Consider the following 25774-nt stretch of genomic DNA (forward strand, 5'->3'; position numbering starts at 1 on the left):
TCAAACCTTAAAAATGCATTTTTAGGCTTTAATGTAATTAAAGGTGTAATCGCTATGGCCTCGAACTCCTGGATGTATTTTATAGGTTTTTAATAATGTTGTTACCGCGATAATCATTTCAAACATCGCAAAATTATTACCAATACATTTGCGTGGTCCAGCCCCAAACGGAAAATATTGTGCCGAATAGGGTATCCCACCATCTGCAAACCGTTCCGGTTTAAAGGTTTCTGCATCCTCCCACAATTCGGATGACGGTGAATTTCGTACACCGAAAATAACAAATTGCATCCTGGCTTAAAGGTCATGCCATTAAAACTGTCGGTTGTCACATTCACCCGATCTATGAAATAGGCCGGTGGATACAAGCGCATCGCTTCTTCCAGAACTTGTTGACATATTTTAGAGCTAGACACCCGATGCATTAAGTCGCTGTCTTCAAGTTCTAAAGACTCTTCAACTATCTTTTCTTGCCATTGTGGATGCTTCGCTAATAATTGAAACGTAAACGTTAACGCATTAGAGGTCGTTTCATGTCCTGCAGTGAAGATGATGAGGATTTCGTCTATAAGTTGTGCTTCTGTCATGCCTTTCCCATCATCATAACGGGTTTCGAGTAACATGTCTAATGAATCATCGTAACGCGCACCGGAGTCTTTACGTTCATTAACAATGCGTTTTAAGATGTCTCGTGCTTCTTCTGAAAGTTTGGTGTGTTTTCTTAAGGTACCACTAACTTTAAACCACCAGGACAAATAGGGCTGACGCAATTCGCGAACCAACACGCGTTGATTGGCTTCGGTAATGTATTGCAACCTTTCCATTTCGTCAGGCCTTGCGGCCGTGGTGAATAATGATTGTACGACTGTTTGAAAAGCCAAATCATTGAGAATGGGATAAACATCTATGGCTTGTTCTGGCTTTATTTTTTTATATTCTTCTACTATGGTGCTCTGCATGCCACTCAACAAGTTTTGCAACTGTTTTTTGTGAAAGGCCGGCTGCATCATTTTGCGCTGTTTTTTCCATTTCTCACCTTCTGAAGTTAACAACCCTTCGCCAACATATTTTACCAAATCTTTGGTTTGAATGCTAGACTTTACATAATTTTTCCTGGTTCTTCTGAAGGACATATTGGGCTAAAGCGGCATCGCGGCAAAAGAATATCTTGGTATTGAAACCGACATTTAATTTGAAGATGTCTCCCTTCTCGGTGAAATTTTTATTGTGAAATGGCAGCGGATTCTTAAGAATCTCAAGAGAATGCTTGATGAATTGTATTAAGGATACTTCGGTATTTCTCGCTTCATGGTCTTTATTTTAATTCCTTTTCACTCTTATTGAATGGTATTCGATAACTACGAGAAATATAAGAATAGCACTAAAACAGTCCGCCTTGTGTAGGTCCTTTAATTTTGCCTAAATGTTTATAAGCTAATTCTGTGACTTCTCGCCCGCGTGGCGTTCTCATAATAAACCCTTGTTGAATTAGAAATGGCTCATAGACCTCTTCAACCGTTTCTGTGCTTTCACTCACCGCCGTTGCAATGGTTGAAATTCCAACAGGACCTCCTTTAAACTTATCTATAATGGTTGATAAAATTTTGTTATCCATTTCGTCTAAGCCGTACGCATCGACATGTAATGCTTCTAGTGCGAATTGGGCAATCTTAATATCAATGGTGCCATCTCCTTTTATCTCTGCAAAATCACGTACGCGACGCAATAAGGCATTGGCTATTCGTGGTGTACCGCGACTTCTTCCCGCGATTTCTATGGCCGCTTCCATTGAAATGGGCACTTTTAAAATCGTAGAACTTCGCTGTACAATGGTGGTGAGCAGTTCTGTATTATAATATTGTAACCTGCTTTGAATCCCAAAACGGGCGCGCATAGGTGCTGTTAACAATCCTGAGCGTGTCGTCGCTCCCACTAAGGTAAATGGATTCAAATTAATTTGAACCGTTCTTGCGTTAGGCCCGATTCAATCATGATATCAATCTTATAATCTTCCATAGCAGAATACAAGTACTCTTCAACGATTGGACTCAACCTATGAATTTCATCTATAAATAAAACATCACGCTCTTCCAAATTAGTTAGTAAGCCTGCCAAATCACCTGGTTTATCTAAAACGGGTCCCGAGGTGATTTTAATACCAACCTCCAATTCATTGGCCAAAATATTAGCTAAGGTTGTTTTTCCTAAACCGGGAGGACCGTGAAATAATGTATGGTCTAAAGCTTCTTCTCTTCTATTGGCAGCTTGAACAAATATTTTTAAATTTTCTAATACCTGATCCTGACCCGTAAAATCTTCAAAAGATAAGGGTCTTAAGTTTTTTTCAATATCGAATTCCTCTGAAGAGAAATTTTCGTTTGTTGGATCTAGGTTATCGTTCATGTATACTTTCCGCGAAAGCGGTGTTCTTTTTTAATTGAGAAAGATGTTTCGACTGTGCTAATAGTGACAAGTTTGTATCATTTTGAAATAATAAGCCTAAGTTTCATAGCCGCAGAACAGAAAAAATCTTATGCCTCAAATATAAAGAAAAAGCCTTTCAGTTTTAGTATTTAACTGAAAGGCTTTTGTGTGGTTTCCGTCTTAACAGAAATAAAAAAAATCTAATTCAATATCTTGAATTCACAACGTCTGTTGATGTCATACTCTTCTTCTGAACAGATGCCTTCTTTAACACATCGGTTTAAGGGTTGCAATTCGCCATAACCAATGCTTCTTAGGCGGTTTCTTTCAATACCTTGGCTTACTAAATATTCTAAAGTAGACGCTGCACGACGCTTAGACAAGTCTAGATTGTATTGGTCTGCACCACGAGCATCTGTATGCGCCGATACTTCTACTTGCATTTCAGGGTATTTCTTCATTAAATCCACTAATACATTCAATATTTTAGCGGCATCTGGACGAATATTAGATTTATCGAAATCGAAGAAAATTTTATCCAAAGTCACTTGAACCTCTCCTTTTTCATTTTCTTCTACCTGTGCCTCAGCATCTGCATACGATTCTAAAATAAGTTCAATATCATGCTGTACCTTTCCTTTACTATCTGTTGAAAACTCAACGTCCTGCGGAATATACGCTTTACGCGTCCCACGTACTTTGTACTTTTTATTTGGTTCTATTTTGAACAAGTATTTTGCTTCATCTCCTACCAAGGTGTCTTGAATGACATTACCGATGTCATCCATTAAAGTAACTAAGGATCCTACCAACAATTCTTTAGAATTTTTACCGGTGACCACCCCTTCTACAACGTACTTGGTTAAATAGTTGTCTATTCTGCTCACCGTAAATATTCTATCTTTACCGCCACGGTTAGTAGACACATACCCTTTGTTCTCATTTTCTCGAATAACATAGCCAAAATCATCTAAATGACCATTAATTGAAGCCCCTAAGTTTACTGGTTTATCGAAGGTTCCGTTAACCATATTGCTTCTAAAGATATCTAATCCACCAAATCCTAAGTGTCCAATGGAAGAGAAGTACAAGACCTCATTGTCACTCATATATGGAAATTGCTCTCTGTGCTTTGTATTAATATTAGCCCCTAAATTTTACGGCTTACCAAAAGTACCATCATCATTGACTGCTACTTTATAAATATCAAAACTTCCAAAACCGCCTGCCATGTCACTTGCAAAATACAAAGTGTTACCATCTTTACTTAAGGCTGGATGTTCTGTACTGTAGGTGTTAGCGTTAAATGGTAAGGGCGTGACATTCTTCCAGTCTCCATCTACTAATGTTGCTTTATAAATTTTAATTTGTGCGACACGATTTTCTTTCGTTTTTGTCTTTGACGCGTTTGTGCGATTAAAATACATGGTTTTTCCATCCTTACTAAACACCGCATTACTTTCGTGAGAGTCTGTATTAATAGCATCAGAAAAAGGCACCACATCTTTTAGTGCTCCTGTTGCTGTTAGCGTGGCAGAATACAAATCTAAATAAGGTAATTTATTCCAAGCAAAGGTAGGATTTGCTTCATTTCTTGCCGAAGCAAACACCACTTTATCGTCTCCATAAAACGACAATCCGAAATCCTGTTGAGAGTTTATGTTTTCAATTTGCTTCAACTCAAAATTGTGCGGTGTTGTTTTTCTGTTTTCTTCAACAAAAGCCAAGGTGTTAATTGGTTTTCCATAATAACGGCTGAGATACACATCGGCTTCTTTATAATTTTCCACACCTTTTAGCGCCTGACCATATCTAAAATATAATTCAATATCCACAGAATCTTTATGGGTAATAAAAAACTCACGATAGGTTTTTATGGCTTTTTGCATTTGATAATTGTAATAGTAACTATCTGCTAAATTTTGAAGCACTTCTTTCGAGCGGTCTTCTGTTGTTTCATAAAGGTTTGCCGCTTCTTTGTAAGCTCTCATTTCAAAAAGCTTATTAGCGCGTTTTATAGTTCCTTTTTGTGCCAAAGCCGTTCCACTAACAAATAAAAGGCAGGCAAGTATGTATAATTGTTTTTTCATAATTGTAGTCATTTAAGGGTTAGAAAAATCTTGGTGAACGGTCGTAGCCTCCTCTAAATCCAAAGAGATCAACATCAAAGAGTACAACTATTTCATGTGATCCTGAATTGTAATCTCCTAAATTAGTTGTTGTATAATCATAAGCATAACCGACTCTTAACTCCGGAGTAATTCTAAAGTTAACCAAGGCGCTAATAGCATCGTCTAAACGATACCCTAAACCAGCTTCTAAGCGGTCATTAAATAACACGTTAGCCGTAACATCTACGGTTACTGGGGAGCCTTTTACCGATTTTGCCATAAAAGCGGGCTTAAATTTCAGGTCTCTGTTAATTTCAAAAACGTAACCTCCAGTAAAAAAGTAGTGAATGTCTTGTACTGCTTTTGTTTTTATTCCATTTTCGGACTCAACATGCTTTGTTGTTAACATATTTGGTGCCGATAGGCCTAAATAATAATGGTCTGAAAAATAGTAAGCACCAACGCCAACATTGGGAAAGGCATTACTTATGTTCTCATTAAAGGCTGGATCTGATGACTGATCTCCGGACTGTAAATTGAAGCCATTAAAATTGGTATTAAAAAAGGTAACACCCGCTTTTAACCCTAGAGACAACTTACTTTCTAATCCAACGGGAAGTACATACGCGAAATCTCCATAGATGTTATTTTCGTTAACCACATCTCCTATATTATCATTTGTAAATGACAACCCTATTTCTATGTTCTCGTTTAATGGCGTATGTGCAAAGAAGCTCCCTGTTTTTGGTGCGCCTTCTACCCCTACCCATTGTGTTCTATATAAGCCACCAAGGTTCAACATACCCTCGTCTGCAGTGGCATACGCTGGGTTAATCACACTCATGTTGTACATGTATTGCGTGAATTGGGGGTCTTGCTGGGCATGACTGTAAAAGGATAGTAACGTCAAACTAACAATGACAGCTATTTTGTGATATCTATTTAAATTTTTCATCTTTTCTAAAATTGTGTTATCCAAAAATTATCTGTTTAAGTATAAACGTCCTTGTTACGGTTTGTTTACGCCGTCATTGAAATTGAAAATGTAATAATAAACACCAACGGGTAAGTCACCGCTTCCAATGGTTCTTGATTGGTTCGATTTACCATCAAATGCCGGTGTTGAAGCATTTCCTTTATACACGATATTCCCATAGCGATTATAAATTTCCATTACGAATTTTGGATACAAGACATCTAAGTTATCTACATAAAAAGTATCGTTAATACCATCTCCATTAGGTGAAAAACCATCCGGAACCATTAATATACCGCAACTTGTTAAGTCTCGGACTAACTTCTAAGCGCAGGCTGCTTTCACATCCTGTAACTGGGTCAATCAATGCCACATAGTAAGTGGTGTTTGGACTAAGAGCAGTAGTACTTGTAATAACATTACCACTAGTTACAGCATCATACCGAGACCACGTTATTTGAAGCGGCATCAAACTCTGTCACATTTAAGGTTAAGTCATTAATTATTGGGGCATCATTAATACATAATTCTTGATCGGTATCTATAAGTGTTGGTGTTGGTGCATCACCTACCGTTACTGTAAGTGACACCCTCACAGCAGACTCACAGCCAGTAGCCGTGTCATTTTGCACAGCAAAATAATCTTCTCCGTCCTCTAAAGAATCTGTAGCATTTAACGGTGTTGTATCGTCTTGCCCCGCGTACCAAGTGATTGAGGTGCCACTTATAAAGGGCGCCAAGTCTGCTACTGTTGGCCCATCTACCAAACAGAACTTCGGAGTAGCGTTAACTATTGTTGCTGCCGCTGTGTCGTTAATGGTTATAGTTACTTGAGACGTGCCATTTGTTGTACAAGGCGCGGTGGCAGTAACGGTATATGTGAACGTATAAGCGGCTGGATTAAGGTTATCGATGGTTAATATATTTCCGAGATAATTGTCCCGACATAGAATCGTCATTCCAAATTCCTGTTTGGGATTCTCCATCTAAATAATCAAAAAGATCTATCGTTTGATTCGTTGCTATTTCAGCAACACAAAAGGTTGCATCTTCAGCATTGAGAGTTCCTGCATTTGCTGCTGGAGTGACGTTAATATTGAAACTTACCGAATTTGTACCACAAGCGTTAGCCATAGTATATGTGTAGGTTCCTGAACCATTTTCTTGACTAGGGTCAAAGCTATTAGACACTGTATTTGAATTGAAAGTCCAAGCACCTCCCATATCTGCTCCTGTAATGTTATCGAATAAGTTGTACGTGGCATCTGTACTACAGAATGATAAATCTCCATTTGAAGTCCCTGCATTTTGCGGTTCTTCAACCGTAATAGTTATAGTTGTGCTATCATCTAAACAAGGAGCTACCGCAGTAACTAAGTAAGTAAAGCTGTAAGTCCCTGGTGCAATGGCGTTAGTATCAAAAGCACTCCCTGTTACCGCTCCAGTACCATCGTCATCCATCCAAGTCCCAGTCAGGTCTTGCGACCCATCTAAGCCTGTGTTCAGGTCGACAGTCGTGTTGTTACAAACGGTAATCGATGTTACGGCTGGTGCTCCAGCATCCGGCGATTGATTGATGGTTACTGTCACTTCCACACGTGCTGCAGATTCACAACCTGTCGTTGCATCTGTTTGCGTCGCATAATAAGTTTCGCCATCCACGAGTGTGGTTGTGCCAGCTAAAACTGTACCACCCGTTACTTCCTCATACCATTGTATACTATTTCCGCTAGCAGATAAATTGGCAACTGTAGCTGCATCACAAAAGGATTGTGCAGCGGCTGCTGTTGGAGCTGGCGTATCATTGATTGTGATAATAACTGTAGGCATGTTTGGATCATCACAAGTTCCGATAGCATCTACATCGTAAGTAAAATTATAGATTCCGGCGGGTAATCCATCTAGTGTTACTATACTTCCTGATAATTGTCCTGAAGGGGTGTCGTCATTCCAAACCCCGGCTTGATCTGCTCCATCTAGGAAATCAAATAAGTTTAGTGTTTGCCCTGTGGTTATTTCAACCAAACAAAATTACGGTGTTGCATTTACTGTTCCTGCACTCGGTGCATCTTCGACGGTAATAACAACTGTTGAACTGTTTGAACAGTTATTGGCATCAGTTATACTATAGGTGAAATTATAAGCTCCAAGAGTTAAACGTGTTAAATCTACTGTATTTCCAGTTAAAGCTCCAGTCGCATCATCATCTGTCCATGTTCCTCCTATATCATTTCCGGATAATTGATTGAATAAATCAAGAGGTGAATTTGCCGCTAAATCATTCTCACAGAAGACTGCTGGTGTTGGAGTCCCTGTATTAGGCAGTGGATTTATAGTAACTTGAACGGTTACTAATTCATCATCACACGCGCCAATGGCATCTACATCAAAAGTGAAATCATACGTAGCTGCAGTATATCCTGATAAATCAATTGGATTAACAATAGCTGTGCCGGTATTATCTGTTCCTAAGTACCAAGTTCCTGTTTGGTCTTCATTATCTAATAAAACGAATAAATCATAATTTGACGGGGCTTCACCTTCACAAAATGCTGCAGTACCATTTACCGTTCCGGACTCCGGTGCGTCATCAATAACAAGGGTTACTGTTGTACTGTTAAAACAGCTATTAGCATCAGTTATGCTGTAGGTAAAATTATAAGTCCCTATTACTAATTGAGAAAGATCTAATGTGTTTCCTGATAATGCACCGGTTGCATCATCATCTGTCCATGTTCCACCTGCATCAACTGGTGGGCTTAATAATGTAAATAAATCGAATGCTGTATTATTAAGTGCAGGATCATTTTCACAAAATGGTGCAGGATTATTTGCTGTTCCTGTATTTGGTAATGGATTTATAATAACTTGAACCGTTACCAATTCGTCATCACAAGCTCCAATAGCATCCACATCAAAAGTAAAATCATAAGTTGCTGCGGTATATGCTGATAAATCAATTGGATTCGTAATGGCTGTTCCTGTATTATCTGTACCTATATACCAAGTACCTGTTTGATCTTCATTATCTAATAAAACAAATAGGTCATAAGTTACTGGAGCAGCGCCTTCACAAAATGCTGCAGTACCATTTACGGTTCCGGATTCGGAGCGGGTTCTACAGTAATTGTTATTTGTTCTGAATCACTACAGGTTCCGTTATCTATAGTATATGTATATTGGTATGGGCTACCTGTAACCGTAAAACCAGTTATATCTATTGGGTTAGAAACTGTATTGTTTGATAGGTCTGTCCGGATGCCACTATTATTATCCTGTGATCCATCTAGTGCATCAAACAAATCGTAAGGTGAATTGGTCGCCAATTCATTTTCACAGAAAACGGCATTTAAGGCTATTCCTGCATTTGGGTCTTGTAAAACAATGACTTGTACAGTCCTTGAGTCTTCTCGGACAAGAATTGGGTGCTATATTTTGCGTGTATGTAAAATCATATGTTCCAGGGCCAAAACCCGTTAGATCAATTGGGGAGGTGACTACTGGATCTGTACTTAGTGTACCTTGTGTCCACTGCCCATTTGGATCTTCATTATCTAAAAGTGTCGTTAGATCAAAAGCTGCAGGTAATCCGGCTTCACAAAAAGTTGCTGGATTCGCTAAGGATACTGTTCCTGCTGTGAATGTTTCGTAAATAGTAATGCTAACTGTCGAGGTATCTTCTCGGACAAGTTCCATTAGCGGGCACTGTATACGTGTAAATATATAGACCTTCACTAAATCCGGAGATATTTGTCGTTCCTTGTGGGTTTGCAGTTATAGTTGACGGGCCTGTCCATGTCCCGGTAGTATCAGCACTACCGCCTAATAATGGAAATAAATCAAAATCTGTAGTGGGCACACTATCATCGCAATAATCTATTGCTCCGGATGTTCCTGCATCTGCCGGATCAAAAATATTTACCAAGACCTCTATTGTATTACTAGTACAGGTCCCTTCGAAGGCGCGTATAAAATAATTCTCTCCATCAATTAAAGCCGTTGCCGGATTTAATGCTGGTGGAATGGGGTTCCCGGAACCATCAACGTTGGCAAACCAATTAAAATTGGCTGTTGTTCCTGTCTCTAAATCTGCGACCGTAGGATTCGTATCAGAACAAAATTCTTGAGGTGTCGTTGGTGTTGGGTCTGCTGGGGAATTAAAAACTACAGCAAAACCTACTTCAAGTTGACTCTCACATCCCCCACCATCAACTAAAACTATATAATAGTTAGTAGGTGAATTAGATAATGGATCGGTAGTACTAGCCGGAAACATTAAGTCAGGATCATAAAAGATATCAACAGAAAGTCCGCCCGATATGAATGGTTGGATGTCATTATTAATATAGGTTTGAATTGTAGGATTATCATCAGAACAATAAAAACCATCAAAGACTTGACCAGAAGGATTCACAACAAAGTCAACCATTATAGCCGGTCGTGGGGAACAACTTCCGAATTACTCTCCGCATAATACGTTCCTTCTTGAACCAGTTGTGTTGAAGCAAATGCGTTCCCGCCAGTTAAAGAGCTGTACCACAAGACACCATCACCATTATCAGTCGCAAAGGCATTCAAGTCGTTGAATGTAAACCCGGAAGCATCACATATTAGTGGGTTGGGGTTATTTACCGTAGGGCATTGAGCGTGCATATAGGACATACTGCTCAAGAAAACCAAAAAGAAAGAGGCTAATATAACAGACTTCCTAGATAAGGATCTTTTTTTCATAATATAGGTATGTTTAATTAATAGCTTATACTAAAATCCGACAAATATAACTAATATATAATTTAACAGAAATTTAACTATAAAAATAATTGTATTTTGCAATTTAACAGATTTTTTTGTATTTCATCGAAAAAAAAGTTTTTTATTCCTTTTACACCCCGTTACTTAACGAAATTTAGTAAAACAAAAAGCGCATTCTAATTAGAATGCGCTTTTTTTAAAAGTTTATAAATAAGATTTTGACTAATGTTGTAACTCTTCTTCACCTTCTTTAAGTGGCACAATTTGCGAAACAAAATCTTCGTCATGCCCAGGCTTGCTATAATCATATGCCCAACGGTGCACGTGAGGGATTTCTCCTGGCCAGTTACCATGGATGTGTTCAACAGGTGTTGTCCATTCCAAAGTATTTGAGCGCCATGGATTTTGCACAGCTTTTTTTCCAAAGAACATACTGTTAAAGAAGTTGTATAAAAATACAATTTGAAATACGCCTCCTATTAAAGCAAATATGGTAATCACCACATTCACATCTTGTAAATCGTCAAACAACGGGAAGTTACTATTGGTATAATAACGTCTTGGCAATCCTGCCATTCCAATAAAGTGCATAGGGAAGAACACACCATAAGCACACACTGCCGTTACCCAAAAGTGAACATATCCCAAATTCTTATTGAGCATGCGTCCAAACATTTTAGGAAACCAATGGTAGATTCCTGCAAACATACCGTACAGCGCAGAGATACCCATTACTAAGTGAAAGTGAGCGACTACGAAATACGTATCGTGCACGTTAATATCTAAAGCACTATCCCCAAGAATGATTCCTGTTAAACCACCTGTAATGAAAGTAGACACTAAACCAATTGAAAATAGCATGGCTGGATTCATTTGGAGATTTCCTTTCCAAAGGGTAGTAATATAATTAAATGCTTTTACCGCTGATGGTATGGCAATTAATAATGTTGTGAAGGTAAATACCGACCCTAAGAATGGATTCATTCCTGAGATAAACATATGGTGTCCCCAAACAATAGTAGATAAAAATGCAATCGCTAAAATAGAGGCAATCATGGCACGATAACCAAAAATAGGTTTACGTGAGTTGGTTGCTATAATTTCAGAAGTAATACCTAATGCAGGTAATAATACAATATAAACTTACGGATGTCCTAAGAACCGTGAATAAATGTTCGAACAACACTGGTGATCCCCCTTGATAATGTAAGACATCACCTTGAATAAAAATATCTGATAAGAAAAATGAAGTACCAAAACTTCTATCCATTATTAACAATAATGCTGCAGATAATAATACTGGGAATGAAATAACGCCAATAATTGCTGTCACAAAGAATGCCCATATGGTTAAAGGTAATCTTGTCATTGACATGCCCTTTGTACGCAAATTAATTACGGTTACAATATAATTTAGAGAACCCAATAATGAAGAGGCAATAAAAATAGCCATAGAAGCCAACCACATCGTCATACCAGCTCCTGAGCCACCTTGCGCCATAGGTAAAGCACTTAACGGTGGGTAAATAGTCCATCCTGCTGCCGCTGGTCCAGCTTCAACAAAGAAAGAGAGTACCATGATAACACTAGAGATAAAAAATAACCAATAAGAAACCATATTTAAGAATCCTGAGGCCATATCTCGTGCACCAATTTGCAACGGAATTAATAGATTACTAAAGGTACCACTCAACCCTGCTGTAAGTACAAAGAATACCATAATAGTACCGTGAATGGTTACCAAGGCCAAATAAATATCGGCATCCATGACACCTTCCGGTGCCCATTTTCCCAATAAAGCTTGAAAAATAACATTTGGTTGCTCCGGCCATGCGATTTGCATACGCATCATAAGAGACATCATCACCCCAATAACGCCCATAATAGTACCTGTTACGAGGTACTGCTTAGCAATCATTTTATGATCTTGACTAAATATATATTTAGTTACGAATGTTTCTTTATGATGGTGACCATGATCGTCGTTTGCATGTGCTTCTACGTGTGCTGACATAATCTAATATCTTTTTTAATCTTTTTATTAATTAAGAGAGTCTTTAAACGCTTTCTGTGTTTCCATCCAAGCGTCATATTCTTCCTGTGTTTCTACTATTATTTTCATTTGCATGTTGTAGTGTGATTTACCACAAATCTTATTACATAATAATAGGTAATCAAATTCGTAACGCTCTAAGCCCTCTTCTCCTTTTGCTACTAAAGCTTTACTTTTCTCTATTCTTATCTCATTAATGTTTTGAACTTTGTCAATCATTTCCGGCGTTTCACGCATATCAACGGTTGTTACCGTGGGCGTAAAACCAAATTGAGTAATCATCCCAGGAACACAGTTCATCTGTGCTCTAAAGTGAGGCATATAAGCCGAGTGTAAGACATCTTGTGAACGCATTTTAAATAACACTGGTCTTCCCACAGGTAAATGCAATTCCGCCGTAATCACATCGTCTTGTGCATTTGGATCAGATTCATCTAACCCTAAAATATTAGCACGATCGATATCGATTAATCTCACGTTTGCTTTCCCTAACGTATTATCTTCACCACCATATCTAGCTTTCCAGTTAAACTGTTGTGCATATAATTCGATCACCAAAGGATCATTTTCTGTACTCACGTTCATAATTGTGGTCCAAGTAAATAGTCCCTGAATAATTAATCCAGCTAAAACGATGACTGGAATAATGGTCCAAATCGCCTCTAATTTATTATTATCGGCATAGAATAAGGCTTTTTTTCCTTTCTCTCCTCTGTATTTGAAGGCAAAATAATGCAATAAAAATTGCGTTACCGTTTGAACAAAGAAGATAACGATCATTGAGATGATCATTAAATTATCGATGCCTGGTCCATGCTCAGAAGCAGAATTAGACATTAATGGAAAATCGCCAAACATAACAAAGCACATGATGGTTATGACATAAATGAAGATTAAAAAACCTAACATTAAATAACCATTAATCTTGTTGTCTTGGTCATTAGCTACTTGACTGTTACTCTCGGCTGTTTTGCTTTGAGTTAAATCGAATATCTTAACCATTTGCCATATGGCAACGAATATGAATACTAAAACTAAAATTGATAATAAAGCCGTCATTGTTGTCGTTCTTCTTTATTTAATTGTTTCTTATTAATAATGGAAATGTTCGCTTTCTTTTACAAAAGGATTACGTGTTGGCTCTAATGGCGCTTTAGTAAGTGCTGTGAAGACAATGAAAATAAATAATCCTGCAAAAAATAACATAGAACATATTTCACGGTATTCCTATGTACCATTGGTCACCAACCGTCGCTGGCATAATCATATTAAATATATCTATATAGTGCCCTGCTAATATAACGATACCTGCCATTACAACGAACCATGGTACGCGCTTGTAATCGCTATTCATTAAAATTAAAAATGGGAAGATAAAGTTCATCGCCACCATTCCGAAAAATAGTAATTTATAATCTTCAATACGTGTTACAAAATACGTGACCTCTTCTCGGAATGTTAGAATACCAAATTAACATGAATTGTGAGAACCATAAATACGTCCAGAATATACTAAAACCAAACATGAATTTAGCTAAATCATGTAAATGACTATCATTCACTTTAGGAAGCAATCCTATGCTTTTTAGATATATTGTAATGAGTGCTATTACTGTAATACCACAAACCAACATACCTGCTAAAACATACCAACCAAATAAAGTAGAGAACCAGTGTGGATCTACACTCATAATCCAATCCCATGACATGACAGACTCCGTATAAATAAAGAACACTAAGAAGGCCGCCGAGATACGAAACGTCTTTTTAAAGTTTTTATTATCGTTTGCTTTATCCTGAGCTATAGAGAATTTTCTAGCATAATAGCGATATAAACTCCACCCTGCAATAAATACCAAGCCTCTAATTAGGAATCCCCAAATATTCAACCACCCAGTTTTGCCTTGAATTAACTTATCATGCGCTACTACTTCGGATCCATCCAAACAAAAATGTTATAATGACCAATAAAGTTAGAAAGTGCAGCAATTAATAATACAATTAAAGCACCTGGAAGTAAGTAAGCGGTTATGCCTTCCATGACTCTCAAAACTAATGGGGACCAACCTGCCTGTGAGGCATATTGTATGGCGTAAAACGCTAATACCCCTAAAGAAATCATAAAGAAAAAGAAAGCCGCAATGTAAAAGGCAGACCAAGGTCTATTGTGCATCGCATGGTATACGTGTTCTGCGTGCGCATCCGGATTGTGTGCTTCGTGTGCTTCATCATCTGTAGCGCCATGCGTATTAGTATCATGTGCATTATCCGAATGATCTGTATCTCCAGCGACTATATGTGCCTCCGTTTCCATGACATGCTCGTCTGTTTCTAAAACATGATCCTCCGTTTCCATGACATCCGACTCCGTTTCCACGACATCCGATTCTGTTTCCACCACATGTGCCTCTGTTTCCATTTCGTGAGCGCCCTCAACATGAGTAGCGTCCCCATGACCACCGTGTTCATTTTCTTCAGCAAGCATTGTTTTTACTTCTTCTAATGTTTTATTAGAAGCGATAAAACCATAGCCCACTCCTAATGCTCCTACAAGCATTAAAATGATAGCTGTTAATCTTAGTCTGTTTGAAATTGTATACATATCTATATATAAACTTTATCTAAATCTTATTTTTCTAATTCTGCTTTCAACTTCATTACGTAAGCGACTACTTGCCAACGCTCTTCTTCGCTTAGTTGATTTGCATATGATCCCATGGCGTTCTTTCCATAATAAATGGTATGGTATACAGAACCCTCAGTAATCGCGCGACCAACATCATCATACCCTGGTACACCAAGTATTTTCTCCCGTTGCACTAACTTTCCTTGTCCGTTTCCTTTATTACCGTGACATATGGCACAGTAAATAGCATATAAAGGTCCACCTTTTTCATAATCTACTTGAGTAGAATCTAATGGACTATTAAAAGCTTCTTTAGCTTCATTATAACCTTCTGTAGTATTTGCTATGTCAAAAGGGGTGTAGCCTCTAGGTATCGAGCCTTCTGCCGGCAACCTTGCTTCCATATCACCTGGCAAAAACTCAACTTCTTGATAGGCTTCATAGGCCACAGACTTGTACATGTTTGGCATGTATTCGTAATTAGGTCTTGAATCCTTTTTACAAGATGCAAAAGAGATAAGTACTACGGCTAATATTGTTATGTTAAAAATACTTTTCATTGTGTATAATTAATGCGTATTATCTACTACGTTTATTTCAACTGCACCAGTTTGTGATAATATATCGTGCAATTCTTTTTCGTTTCCATGAATGGCGATTTCCATTAAAAAATGATCATCTGTTGTTCTAGGATCTGGATTTTCAGCTTTTTTAAAGGGCCACATTCTACTACGTAAGTAAAATGTGATGACCATTAAGTGAGCTGCAAAAAACACCGTTAGCTCAAACATGATAGGCACAAAGGCTGGCATGTTTTCTAAATAGCTAAAACTTGGTTTACCACCAATGTTTTGCGGCCAATCTTCAATCATAATGAAATCCATCATTAAAACTGCCACAGCTAACCCTACACAACCATACATAAATGATGCGATTGCAATACGTGTTGGCGCTAATCCCATAGCCTTATCTAGTCCGTGAACTGGAAATGGCGTATATATTTCTTCAATGTGAAATCTTTCAGCTTTTACCTTTTTAACGGCAGCCATTAAGACATCGTCATCGTTATAAATAGCGTGAATTACTTTTGAAGCTTCCATATGCTACTTTTAGTTTATTAAATTTTTAGCTTGTCCGGACCAATCATCAGCCTCTGCCCTTCCTGGGAACGCACCTGTGATTTCGTCAAACAATGTATATTCTCTATGTGTCATTTTACTTACCTGCGCGAAAGTAAAGATACCAATGCTATTAAGGGTTGCTTCCGTTTCAGGATCTATTCCATTAATTTTAGTAAGGTCGTCAGCGGTTTGAATGGCTGGATCAAAGGTACCCAAGCTTTCTAATAAACCACTTATTTTTGTATCGTCTGTAGCAAACGTTGGTGTTAATGTGGTCTCCTCGTTTAATTGATAAACAGACGTTCTATTATCGGCCCCAGTTCCTACCAAACTATCGCCTCTTTCTCTGATGTTTTTATAACGCTGTCCGAGAAGATTTTAAAATGGTTTTAACCTCTGCTTGGGCGATTACTGGAAATGTTCTTGAGTATAATAAGAATAATACGAAGAAGAACCCAATAGTTCCAATAAAAATTCCAATATCGACAAATGTTGGTGAAAACATGGTCCATGAAGATGGTAAATAATCTCTGTGTAATGAGGTTACAATAATAACGAAACGCTCAAACCACATCCCTATGTTTACTACAATTGAAATAGCAAATGAGAACATAATACTGGTACGTAATTTTTTAAACCACATAAATTGTGGTGAAAACACGTTACAAGACATCATGGCCCAATAAGCCCACCAGTAAGGTCCTGTTGCTCTATTTAAGAAGGCATATTGTTCGTATTCTACTCCGTAATACCAAGCTACAAATAACTCAGTAATATAAGCTACCCCTACTATAGAACCCGTAATCATGATAACGATGTTCATTAACTCGATATGCTGCACTGTGATATAATCTTCAAGACTACATACTTTTCTCATTATGATAAGCAGTGTATTCACCATAGCAAATCCGGAAAATACGGCACCTGCCACAAAATATGGAGGGAAGATCGTGGTATGCCATCCTGGTATTACTGAGGTTGCGAAATCGAAAGATACAATCGTGTGAACCGAAAGCACTAAGGGTGTTGCCAAACCAGCAAGAACCAATGACACCTCTTCAAAACGTTGCCAATCTTTAGCACGCCCCGACCAACCAAAACTAAGTAAGCTGTAAATTTTCTTTTGAAACGGTCTAATAGCTCTATCTCTAAGCATTGCAAAATCAGGTAATAAACCAGTCCACCGGAATACTAATGATACCGATAAATAGGTTGAAATTGCAAATACATCCCACAGTAGTGGAGAGTTAAAGTTTACCCAAAGCGATCCAAATTGGTTTGGAATGGGTAATACCCAATACGCTAACCAGGGACGTCCCATGTGGATAATAGGGAATAATCCCGCTTGTACTACTGAGAAAATGGTCATTGCTTCAGCAGAACGGTTAATTGCCATTCTCCATTTTTGACGGAAGAGTAATAGTACTGCAGAAATAAGTGTTCCTGCGTGACCAATACCAACCCACCAAACGAAGTTAGTAATATCCCAAGCCCAACCAACGGTCTTGTTCAATCCCCAAGTTCCAATACCAGTAGATACTGTATAAATAATACAACCAATTCCCCAAAGAAAAGCAAGCAATGCGATTGAAAAAACAATCCACCATTGTTTGTTGGCTTTTCCTTCTACAGGCGCAGCGATATCTACGGTTACATCGTGATACGATTTTTCGCCTGTAACTAAAGGTCTTCTAATAGGTGCTTCGTAATGAGACGCCATAATCCTTTTATAATTGTTCGTTAATTAATCCTTTTTATGCTTTCGTGTTTCTCACTTTAGTATGGTACTGAACATTCGGTTTAGTACCCACACTTTCTAATAAATGATACATACGATCGTCTTTTAAAAGTTTTGCAACTTTACTTCCTTTATCGTTAATATCTCCAAAACTCATTGCTCCATTGCTACAAGCAGAAGAACATGCGGTTTCAAATTCACCATCTTTAATTTCACGTCCATCGCGTTTGGCGTCTAAAATTGTTTTTTGTGTTTTTTGAATACACATAGAACATTTTTCCATCACACCACGAGAACGCACCGTTACATCCGGATTGATTACCATACGCCCTAAATCGTCGTTCATGTAATAATCAAACTCGTCATTCCCATTATATAAGAACCAGTTGAAACGTCTTACTTTATACGGACAGTTGTTAGCACAATATCTAGTACCTACACAACGGTTATACGCCATATGGTTTTGACCTTGACGCCCGTGTGATGTTGCCGCTACAGGACAAACTGTTTCACATGGTGCATGGTTACAGTGCTGACACATAACAGGTTGGAAAGCGACTTGTGGGTTGTCTGCAGCAATTTCCATTTCTCCAAATCCACCTAGAGAACCATTGTCTCCAAATAAACCCGAGAATCCTTCTTTTTTCTCATCATCTTCCGTAAACGTGTCTTCAGATGAATAATATCTATCAATACGCAACCAGTGCATGTCACGGCTACGACGAATTTCTTCTTTACCAACGACTGGCACATTGTTTTCAGCATGACAAGCAATAACACAAGCACCACAACCGGTACACGCGTTAAGATCTATTGCTAAGTTGAAGTGATGTCCTATTGAACGATCAAATTCATCCCATAAATCTACTTCGGAGACGTCACTGCGACTTCTTCATGGTTTAAAGATACCGTTGGAACCGCATTCCAAACCGACTTATCTTTCGTATTGAAAACCTCTAATGTTGTTTCCTTAATGATGTCTCCACGACCCATTAATGTGTTTTGTAACTGCACACAAGCAAATTCGTGTAAACCTGCTGCTTTTTTAACCGTTACGTTTTGTATATTATTGAAATTCTGATATAATGGATACCCATTAACACCCGTTTTCATTTCTTCTTTTAACCCCGCTGTTCTACCAAAACCAAGTGCCAATCCTACAGACCCTTTAGCCTGACCTGGCTGAATGATGACAGGAACAGTTACCGTTTTACCGTTTACAGTAATATCAGCATAACTACCATTTAAAGCACCTGTAGCTTCATGTTCATTTACCAATTCTAATGTTTTAGCATCAGCTGCAGAAACGGTTAAGTAGTTATCCCAAGAGGTTCTTGTAATTGGATCTGGAAATTCCTGTAACCATGGGTTGTTGGCTTGTTGACCATCTCCCATACCAACTTTAGTATATAAAGTCAATTCCATACCTTTAGAACTCGCACTCGCTGCTAAAGCGGCCGCAGCATTCCCTGAAGGTGTTTCAACCGTTTCCTCTGTAGATACTTCTTCTTCAGTTAATGCAACGACTGCCGTTGTTGAAAAAGAACCATCATGTAAGGCTTGATTGAAAGACTGTCCGTCAAGGATAGACTCATTCCATAAGGTTTTTATATAGTCTGAATATTTCGTATCATTTTCAGTCCACTTTAATAACGCATCTTGAAATTGTTGCGTATTAAATAATGGACGAATCGTTGGTTGAATTAACCCAAAGTGTCCTTTTTTCAATTCTACATCTCCCCAAGATTCTAAATAATGAGGGGTTGCAGCAATATATTGAGAAGCTGAAGCCGTCTCATCGGCTTTCATTGAAAAGGCAATAGATAATCCTGTTTGTTTCAATCCTTCAGAAAACTCTGAAGCATTTGGCAACGTATATAGCGGGTTAACACCAGCCATAATAACAGCACCTACCTTACCTGCTTTCATATCTTCAACTAAGGTCATGACTGCATTATCATTACCTTGTCTTGTTTTTATAGGTTTTTCAGGATTAAAAGCCTTACTGTTTAACGCTTCGTTAATCTCTAAAACTACGGTTTGTGCATTGACATCTTGAATTCCAGTAACCACAACACCAGCACTTCCTGCTTTTCTTAATTCTGAAGCGGCATCCTGAACAGCTTTATCTATTGCTGGTGGCAAACTTCCTGAGAAAGCACTTCCAACTATTAAACTGTGTAATTTAGCTAAGGCTAATTTTTGCTGACTCGGTGTGATAGGCACACGTTTGTCTGCATTAGCTCCGGCTAGTGACATGTTTGATTCAAATTGGATATGACGAGACATTCTTCCCTTTGTAGGAATACGTCCTTGTGAATACCCCGTATCAAAACCACCTCCTTGCCAATCCCCTAAGAAATCAGCTCCAAAAGCCACAATAGTAGAAGCTGTTGAAAATTCGTAATCTGCTAAACCACGTTCACCATATTTTGCTTGAAACGCATCTAACGCAGCAGATTCTGAAACCGCATCATAAACGACGTGATTTACAGTGGTGTATTTTTCTTTGAATTCTGCAATCAATTTATTAGTCGATGGACTCGCAAAGGTTTGTGTTAATAACACAATTTGTCTGCCATCTGCACTGAACGTTTTTAATTGCTCACCCGTTTCTCTATAAAAGCGCTCCCAAGAAATGGCTGTTTTACCCTTTACAGGCTCTTGAACCCTTGTACTATCATACAAGCCTAAAACTGAAGCATTCATTCTTGCATTGGCACCACCATCTGTAGCTGCTAATGCATTATTTTCAATTTTAATGGGACGACCTTCTCGAGTTTTTACTAAAACACTTCCAAAATCAAAACCATCTGCAATGGTTGTTGCATAATAATTGGCAACACCAGGAATAATACGATCTGGTTGTACTACATATGGAATTGACTTAATCACTGGGCCTTCACAGGCTGCTAATGAAGCAGCTGCTGTACTAAAACCAACGTACTTTAAGAAATCACGACGTGTTGTTGACGACCCCTCTAAAGTTTCCTTATTACCTAAGAACTCCTCCGTTGGAATTTCGTTAACAAACTCGTTTTGTTTTAGCGTCTCAACAATAGAACTATCTTTTAGCTCCTCAACACTTTTCCAGTATTTCTTGTTTGATGACATATTATATAATTGAATTACTTCTTAATTTATTTTTATTTTCCCTTAATGAGATTCCCATGGTTATGGGAAGTACTAAAAAACTAGTGTTTAGTAATGACACTTACCACATTCTAACCCTCCCATTTGGGCGGCTGTTAATTCCTCAACACCATACTTTTTAGATAACTGCTCGTGAATTTTAGTATAGTATTCGTTGTCTTTAACTTTTACATTGGTTTCACGGTGACAGTTAATACACCAACCCATCGTTAATGGCGCGTATTGATACATCACTTCCATTTCCTCTACTGGTCCATGACAGGTTTGACATTCTACCCCAGCAACAGTAACGTGCTGTGAGTGATTAAAATAAGCAAAGTCTCGGCAAGTTATGAATTCGAGTCCATTTAACGGGCTTGGTATCTCCTGTGTATTTTTGTTCGGCATCATCCCAACCTACGGCTGCGTATAGCTTCTTGATTTCACCATCGTAAAAGGCCTTGCTGTATTACGGCGTTGCTGTAGCTTCAGCAACTTCATAAATTGACTTGTGACAATTCATACAAATATTTAATGAAGGGATTCCGGAGTGCTTAGAGACACGTGCAGACGAGTGACAATATTTACAATCAATACCATTATCTCCAGCATGAATTCTATGCGAGTAGTGAATTTCCTGTACAGGTTCGTACCCTTGATTTACGCCAACTTGCATAAAATAGCCGTACACGAAGTAACCTGCTGCTAACAAGAAAAATATAGCCGTCACCAAAACTAAGAATTGGTTTTGAACAAACGCTTTCAGATTGGAGTCCTTTTAGAGGCTTGATTAAGCTCAACCCCTTTTTCATCTGCAAAACGACGTAGCGTTTTATTTACTAAAACCAACGCGCCTGCTAACAATGCAAACAACAAGGCTAAAGCTCCAAGAATTAAAGTGTTTGACGCTCCATCGTTCGAAGGATTAGCATCTACTCCCGTAACCGCTGCCGGTGTTGGCGGTGTTGCTGGCGCTGCTGCTGTATAAGCTAATATGTTATCGATATCGGTGTTTGAGAACTGCGGAAACGCAGTCATAGCCGTACCATTGTACTCATTGTAAATTTTTACAGCGTAAGCATCGCCGATTTGATCATGCCAGCACTATTCTTAATCCATGTGTAAAGCCATTCTCTATCTAAACCTTCCTCTTCCGATAAACGCGTCTCAACATTTGCTAATGCAGGCCCGGTCATTTTTTTATCTAATTTATGACAAGATGCACAATTGGTGTTGAATAAAGCTTTACCTAACACGGCATCGCCTTCCTGAGCTGAAAGAGAAGTAGAAAACGCTAATAAAAAAATTAAGCTTAAATGAAGAATGCTAACGCCTAATTTGCGGTGAATCACCTGTTTCATATTATATATTGAATTTACTTCTAAACTTTGGTATGATTTTTTCATCTATACTTTAAAAATACAGTTTTAAAAAACTTAAGCAAAAGTAATACTTAAACTCCATTTTATAAATCTTAAAGAAGTCTTAATTACTAATTTAGATAAATTCTAAATAAGAAAAGGCCATGAAGTTTCGTTTATTACTTTTACATTTGTAACAAATACATAATTAATATGAAAAGAACATTGTTTAAAACTCTCTATATATCAGGCGCTTTGGTGCTTTTTAGCGTGTTAGGTCATGCACAAGAGGGTCAAGTAACCATCAAGCAAGATGCTGAAATTTCAAATTTATTGAAACTAAAAAAAGAAATAAATGGGGAGAATACAGACAGCGATCGCTACAAAATAAGCATCTTTTCCGGTAGTCGTAGCAGTGCAGAAAACGCTCAAAACGGTTACATTAACACCTTTAATTCTTGGCCTTCAAAAATAGTTTACGAGACACCAAATTACAAAGTCTATGTTGGAAATTTCAGATCGCGTTTAGAAGCCGATCGTGCTTTAATACAAATCAAAAAGAAATTCTCTAGCGCGTTTGTTTTCAAACCATAGAGCCCTTATTTAAAATAATTATAAAAAAAAGGCGATTCAATTGAATCGCCATTTTTTTATTTATAGTATTTAGAAATTATTTTAATTTCTTTTTGACTTCTACTTCATGGAATGCTTCAATAGTGTCTCCTTCTTGAATGTCATTGTAGTTTTTAATCTGCATACCGCAATCGTATCCTTTTCCAACTTCTTTAACATCATCTTTAAATCGTTTTAAAGATTCTAACACCCCTGTGTGAACTACCACACCATCTCTAATAAGACGAATCTGAGAGTTTCTATAGATCTTACCATTCATCACCATACAACCGGCAATACTACCAATTTTAGTAACTTTAAAGATCTCTCTAATTTCTGCCGTCCCCGTAATTTCCTCTTTTAACTCCGGAGACAACATGCCCTCCATAGCATCTTTAAGATCGTTTATGGCATCATAGATAATGGAGTACGTTCTGATATCGATTTCCTCGGTATCAGCAACTTGTCTTGCATTTCCAACAGGACGTACATTAAATCCTATAATAATAGCATCAGAAGCCGTAGCTAATAACACATCACTCTCGGTAATGGCACCTACACCTTTATGTATAATATTCACATGAATTTCTTCAGTAGAAAGTTTCGGAACGAATCTGTTAACGCTTCAACCGAACCATCAACATCTCCTTTAAGGATGATATTTAATTCTTGGAAGTCTCCTAATGCGATACGACGACCAATTTCATCTAATGTAATATGACGTTGCGTTCGTACTGATTGTTCACGTTGTAATTGTGCACGTTTTGTAGCGATTTGTTTGGCCTCACGTTCGTCTGCAAAGACATTGAATTTATCACCTGCCTGTGGTGCACCATCTAAACCTAATATAGATACCGGTGTTGATGGACCTGCTACAATAACATCATTTCCACGCTCATCGTGCATGGCTTTTATTTTTCCACTGTTTTTACCAGCTAAAACATAATCGCCGACTTTTAATGTTCCTGCCTGCACTAATATAGTTGAGACATAGCCTCGTCCTTTATCTAAGAACGCTTCAACCACTGTACCGGTTGCCGATTTATTTGGGTTTGCTTTCAGCTCTAACAATTCAGCTTCCAACAATACTTTTTCTAATAATTCCTTGACTCCAGTACCAACTTTAGCCGATATGTCATGAGATTGAATTTTACCACCCCAATCTTCAACTAATAAATTCATTTGCGCTAAACCTTCCTTAATTTTTTCAGGATTGGCATCTCGGCTTATCAATTTTATTGATGGCAAAGATAATAGGAACACCAGCTGCTTGTGCATGCGCAATAGCCTCTTTGGTTTGTGGCATAATATCATCATCTGCTGCTGCTACAATAATAGCAATATCAGTAACCTGTGCGCCACGGGCTCTCATGGCCGTAAAGGCCTCGTGACCTGGTGTATCTAAGAATGCGATTTTTTGTCCGCCTTCTAGCTCCACGCCATAAGCACCAATGTGTTGTGTAATTCCACCAGATTCTCCAGCAATTACATTTTCTTTACGAATGTAATCTAAGAGCGATGTTTTACCGTGATCTACGTGTCCCATAACTGTTACAATAGGAGCACGAGGTATCAAATCTTCTCGGCTTATCTTCTACTTCAACGATAGATTCTTTAATATCGGCAGTAACAAACTCTACCTTATATCCAAATTCTTCAGCTACGATTGTTAATGTTTCTGCATCTAAACGCTGATTCATTGTTACCATCATACCCAAAGACATACATGCTGAAATAATTTTAGTGACACTAACATCCATCATCGTAGCCACCTCACTCGCCGTAACAAACTCTGTTACTTTAAGGATTTTACTTTCTGCTGCTTCAATTTGTTGGTCAATTTCAGTCTGCTCTCTGTGTTGATCTCTTTTGTCTCTTCTATATTTAGCGCCTTTTCCTTTACTTGATTTCCCTTGTAATTTTTCAAGTGTTTCTCTTACTTGTTTTTTTACATCTTCTTCACTAGGCTCTTCTTTTACTATGTTACGGCGCCCTTGACCTGGGGCCGGTTTTTTACCTTTAAATCGGTCATTACCACCGCTTCTATTATTTCCGCCTGCAGCACCTGGTTTATTATCTCCTGGTTTAGAAATACGACGACGCTTTTTCTTGTTAGGGTCTTCTTTTCGTTCTACCGGCTTTCTCTTAGGCTTATTGAATTGAGACAAATCAATTTTATCTCCTGCTATTTTAGGACCTGATAATTTTTGATATTTTGTCGCTACGGTTTCGGGAAGGTTCTCTTCAGGGGCAGCCGTTGTTTCTTCCACTTTTTTATCAGTATCTTTTACAGCCGGTTTAACCTCTTCTTTTGGTGCTTCTTTCTTAGCTTTAGGCAGTTCCTTTTCTTCAGCTTTCGCCTCCGGTTGAGCCTCCTTCTTCACCTCTTCCTTTGGTGCTTTTGGTGTGGCCTTAACCTCTGCTTTGGCTTCTGCTTCGGTTCCGGCTTTTTAGGTTCTACTTTAGCAGGTTTCTTGTTTCCTTCTAAGTCAATTTTACCTACTTGCTTAGGTCCAGTTAAGGTTTTAGTCGCTTTAACAACTTCAGCTTTAGCGGCTTCTCTTGCCTCATCTGCTTTTTGTTTTGCCTCTAGTTCTTTTTCACGTTGAAGTCGTAAATCTTCCTTTTCCTTAAGTTTAGCTTCACTTACTGCCTGCGACTTGACCTTCTTATTAGCATCTGTCTCGAACTCATCTGAAAGAATCTTATATGTTTCTTCAGATATTTTCGTTGTTGGACGCTTCTCTATATCGACACCTTTAGAATCTAAAAATTCTACAGCACGATCCGAGAGAGATGTTAAGCTCACGTAGTACTTTATTTAATCTAATCGTTTCAGCCATAAATGTTGCCTTACTCTTTAATTTT

General features: G+C 38.2%; 17 protein-coding genes and 8 pseudogenes. 1 reads left to right on the forward strand and 24 read right to left on the reverse strand.

Annotated features, from left to right (window positions below):
• Window positions 1–21: 21 nt before the first annotated feature.
• The 23 genes and pseudogenes from N7U66_RS10100 to N7U66_RS10205 all read right to left on the reverse strand — a co-directional run bounded on the left by N7U66_RS10100 (window position 22) and on the right by N7U66_RS10205 (window position 22294).
• A pseudogene (locus N7U66_RS10100) lies at window positions 22–1133 on the reverse strand (cytochrome P450).
• Between the two features lie 248 nt (window positions 1134–1381).
• A complete protein-coding gene (locus N7U66_RS22550; protein ID WP_390886650.1) occupies window positions 1382–1933 on the reverse strand; it encodes a Holliday junction DNA helicase RuvB C-terminal domain-containing protein in 552 nt (183 codons plus the stop codon).
• Window positions 1922–2403, reverse strand: a pseudogene (locus N7U66_RS22555) (AAA family ATPase); the annotation flags it as partial. The pseudogene N7U66_RS22555 and the gene N7U66_RS22550, both read right to left, overlap by 12 nt.
• Window positions 2404–2624: 221 nt before the next feature.
• A complete protein-coding gene (locus N7U66_RS10110; RefSeq protein WP_267678375.1) occupies window positions 2625–3533 on the reverse strand; it encodes an OmpA family protein in 909 nt (302 codons plus the stop codon).
• A 48-nt stretch (window positions 3534–3581) separates the two neighbouring features.
• Entirely contained in the window at window positions 3582–4514 is a 933-nt protein-coding gene (locus N7U66_RS10115) for an outer membrane protein assembly factor BamD (protein WP_267678376.1), read from the reverse strand.
• Between the two features lie 19 nt (window positions 4515–4533).
• Entirely contained in the window at window positions 4534–5490 is a 957-nt protein-coding gene (locus tag N7U66_RS10120; protein WP_267678377.1) for a PorP/SprF family type IX secretion system membrane protein, read from the reverse strand.
• A gap of 54 nt (window positions 5491–5544) precedes the next feature.
• Window positions 5545–5799, reverse strand: a complete 255-nt coding sequence (locus N7U66_RS10125; RefSeq protein WP_267678378.1) for a gliding motility-associated C-terminal domain-containing protein — start codon at window positions 5797–5799, stop codon at window positions 5545–5547.
• A complete protein-coding gene (locus N7U66_RS10130) occupies window positions 5774–5980 on the reverse strand; it encodes a hypothetical protein (protein WP_267678379.1) in 207 nt (68 codons plus the stop codon). Before N7U66_RS10130 ends, N7U66_RS10125 begins: the two co-directional genes overlap by 26 nt.
• Window positions 5949–6470: a hypothetical protein gene (locus tag N7U66_RS10135; protein ID WP_267678380.1), complete on the reverse strand. Its 522-nt coding sequence runs from the start codon at window positions 6468–6470 to the stop codon at window positions 5949–5951. Before N7U66_RS10135 ends, N7U66_RS10130 begins: the two co-directional genes overlap by 32 nt.
• On the reverse strand, window positions 6418–7536 hold the full coding sequence (locus N7U66_RS10140) for an immunoglobulin domain-containing protein (protein WP_267678381.1): 1119 nt from the start codon (window positions 7534–7536) through the stop codon (window positions 6418–6420). The genes N7U66_RS10135 and N7U66_RS10140 overlap by 53 nt, the downstream gene beginning before the upstream one ends.
• 6 nt (window positions 7537–7542) lie before the next feature.
• Entirely contained in the window at window positions 7543–8424 is an 882-nt protein-coding gene (locus N7U66_RS10145) for a hypothetical protein (protein WP_267678382.1), read from the reverse strand.
• A gap of 179 nt (window positions 8425–8603) precedes the next feature.
• Window positions 8604–8837 (reverse strand): hypothetical protein, encoded by a 234-nt coding sequence (locus N7U66_RS10150; RefSeq protein ID WP_267678383.1) that lies wholly within the window; start codon window positions 8835–8837, stop codon window positions 8604–8606.
• 7 nt (window positions 8838–8844) lie between these two features.
• A complete protein-coding gene (locus tag N7U66_RS10155) occupies window positions 8845–9207 on the reverse strand; it encodes a hypothetical protein (protein WP_267678384.1) in 363 nt (120 codons plus the stop codon).
• Entirely contained in the window at window positions 9173–9940 is a 768-nt protein-coding gene (locus tag N7U66_RS10160) for a hypothetical protein (protein WP_267678385.1), read from the reverse strand. Before N7U66_RS10160 ends, N7U66_RS10155 begins: the two co-directional genes overlap by 35 nt.
• Window positions 9940–10242 (reverse strand): hypothetical protein, encoded by a 303-nt coding sequence (locus N7U66_RS10165; protein WP_267678386.1) that lies wholly within the window; start codon window positions 10240–10242, stop codon window positions 9940–9942. Before N7U66_RS10165 ends, N7U66_RS10160 begins: the two co-directional genes overlap by 1 nt.
• A 243-nt stretch (window positions 10243–10485) precedes the next feature.
• Window positions 10486–12277 (reverse strand): annotated as a pseudogene (locus tag N7U66_RS10170) (cytochrome c oxidase subunit I).
• A 27-nt stretch (window positions 12278–12304) separates the two neighbouring features.
• Complete coding sequence (locus N7U66_RS10175) at window positions 12305–13375, reverse strand: cytochrome c oxidase subunit II (protein WP_267678387.1); 1071 nt, start codon at window positions 13373–13375, stop codon at window positions 12305–12307.
• A 33-nt stretch (window positions 13376–13408) separates the two neighbouring features.
• A pseudogene (locus N7U66_RS10180) lies at window positions 13409–14918 on the reverse strand (quinol:cytochrome C oxidoreductase).
• 26 nt (window positions 14919–14944) lie between these two features.
• Window positions 14945–15502, reverse strand: a complete 558-nt coding sequence (locus N7U66_RS10185) for a c-type cytochrome (protein ID WP_267678388.1) — start codon at window positions 15500–15502, stop codon at window positions 14945–14947.
• Between the two features lie 9 nt (window positions 15503–15511).
• Complete coding sequence (locus N7U66_RS10190) at window positions 15512–16042, reverse strand: DUF3341 domain-containing protein (protein WP_267678389.1); 531 nt, start codon at window positions 16040–16042, stop codon at window positions 15512–15514.
• 9 nt (window positions 16043–16051) lie between these two features.
• Window positions 16052–17783: pseudogene (gene nrfD, locus N7U66_RS10195) on the reverse strand (NrfD/PsrC family molybdoenzyme membrane anchor subunit).
• Between the two features lie 34 nt (window positions 17784–17817).
• A pseudogene (locus tag N7U66_RS10200) lies at window positions 17818–20915 on the reverse strand (TAT-variant-translocated molybdopterin oxidoreductase).
• A gap of 87 nt (window positions 20916–21002) precedes the next feature.
• Window positions 21003–22294, reverse strand: a pseudogene (locus N7U66_RS10205) (c-type cytochrome).
• A 213-nt stretch (window positions 22295–22507) separates the two neighbouring features.
• Here N7U66_RS10205 and N7U66_RS10210 point away from each other — a divergent pair.
• Window positions 22508–22888, forward strand: a complete 381-nt coding sequence (locus N7U66_RS10210; protein WP_267678390.1) for an SPOR domain-containing protein — start codon at window positions 22508–22510, stop codon at window positions 22886–22888.
• A gap of 76 nt (window positions 22889–22964) precedes the next feature.
• Here the strand turns inward: N7U66_RS10210 and infB are convergent.
• Window positions 22965–25749, reverse strand: a pseudogene (gene infB, locus N7U66_RS10215) (translation initiation factor IF-2).
• Between the last annotated feature and the right edge of the window lie 25 nt (window positions 25750–25774).

The sequence above is a fragment of the Lacinutrix neustonica genome, from assembly GCF_026625145.1.
GTDB lineage: Bacteria > Bacteroidota > Bacteroidia > Flavobacteriales > Flavobacteriaceae > Lacinutrix > Lacinutrix neustonica.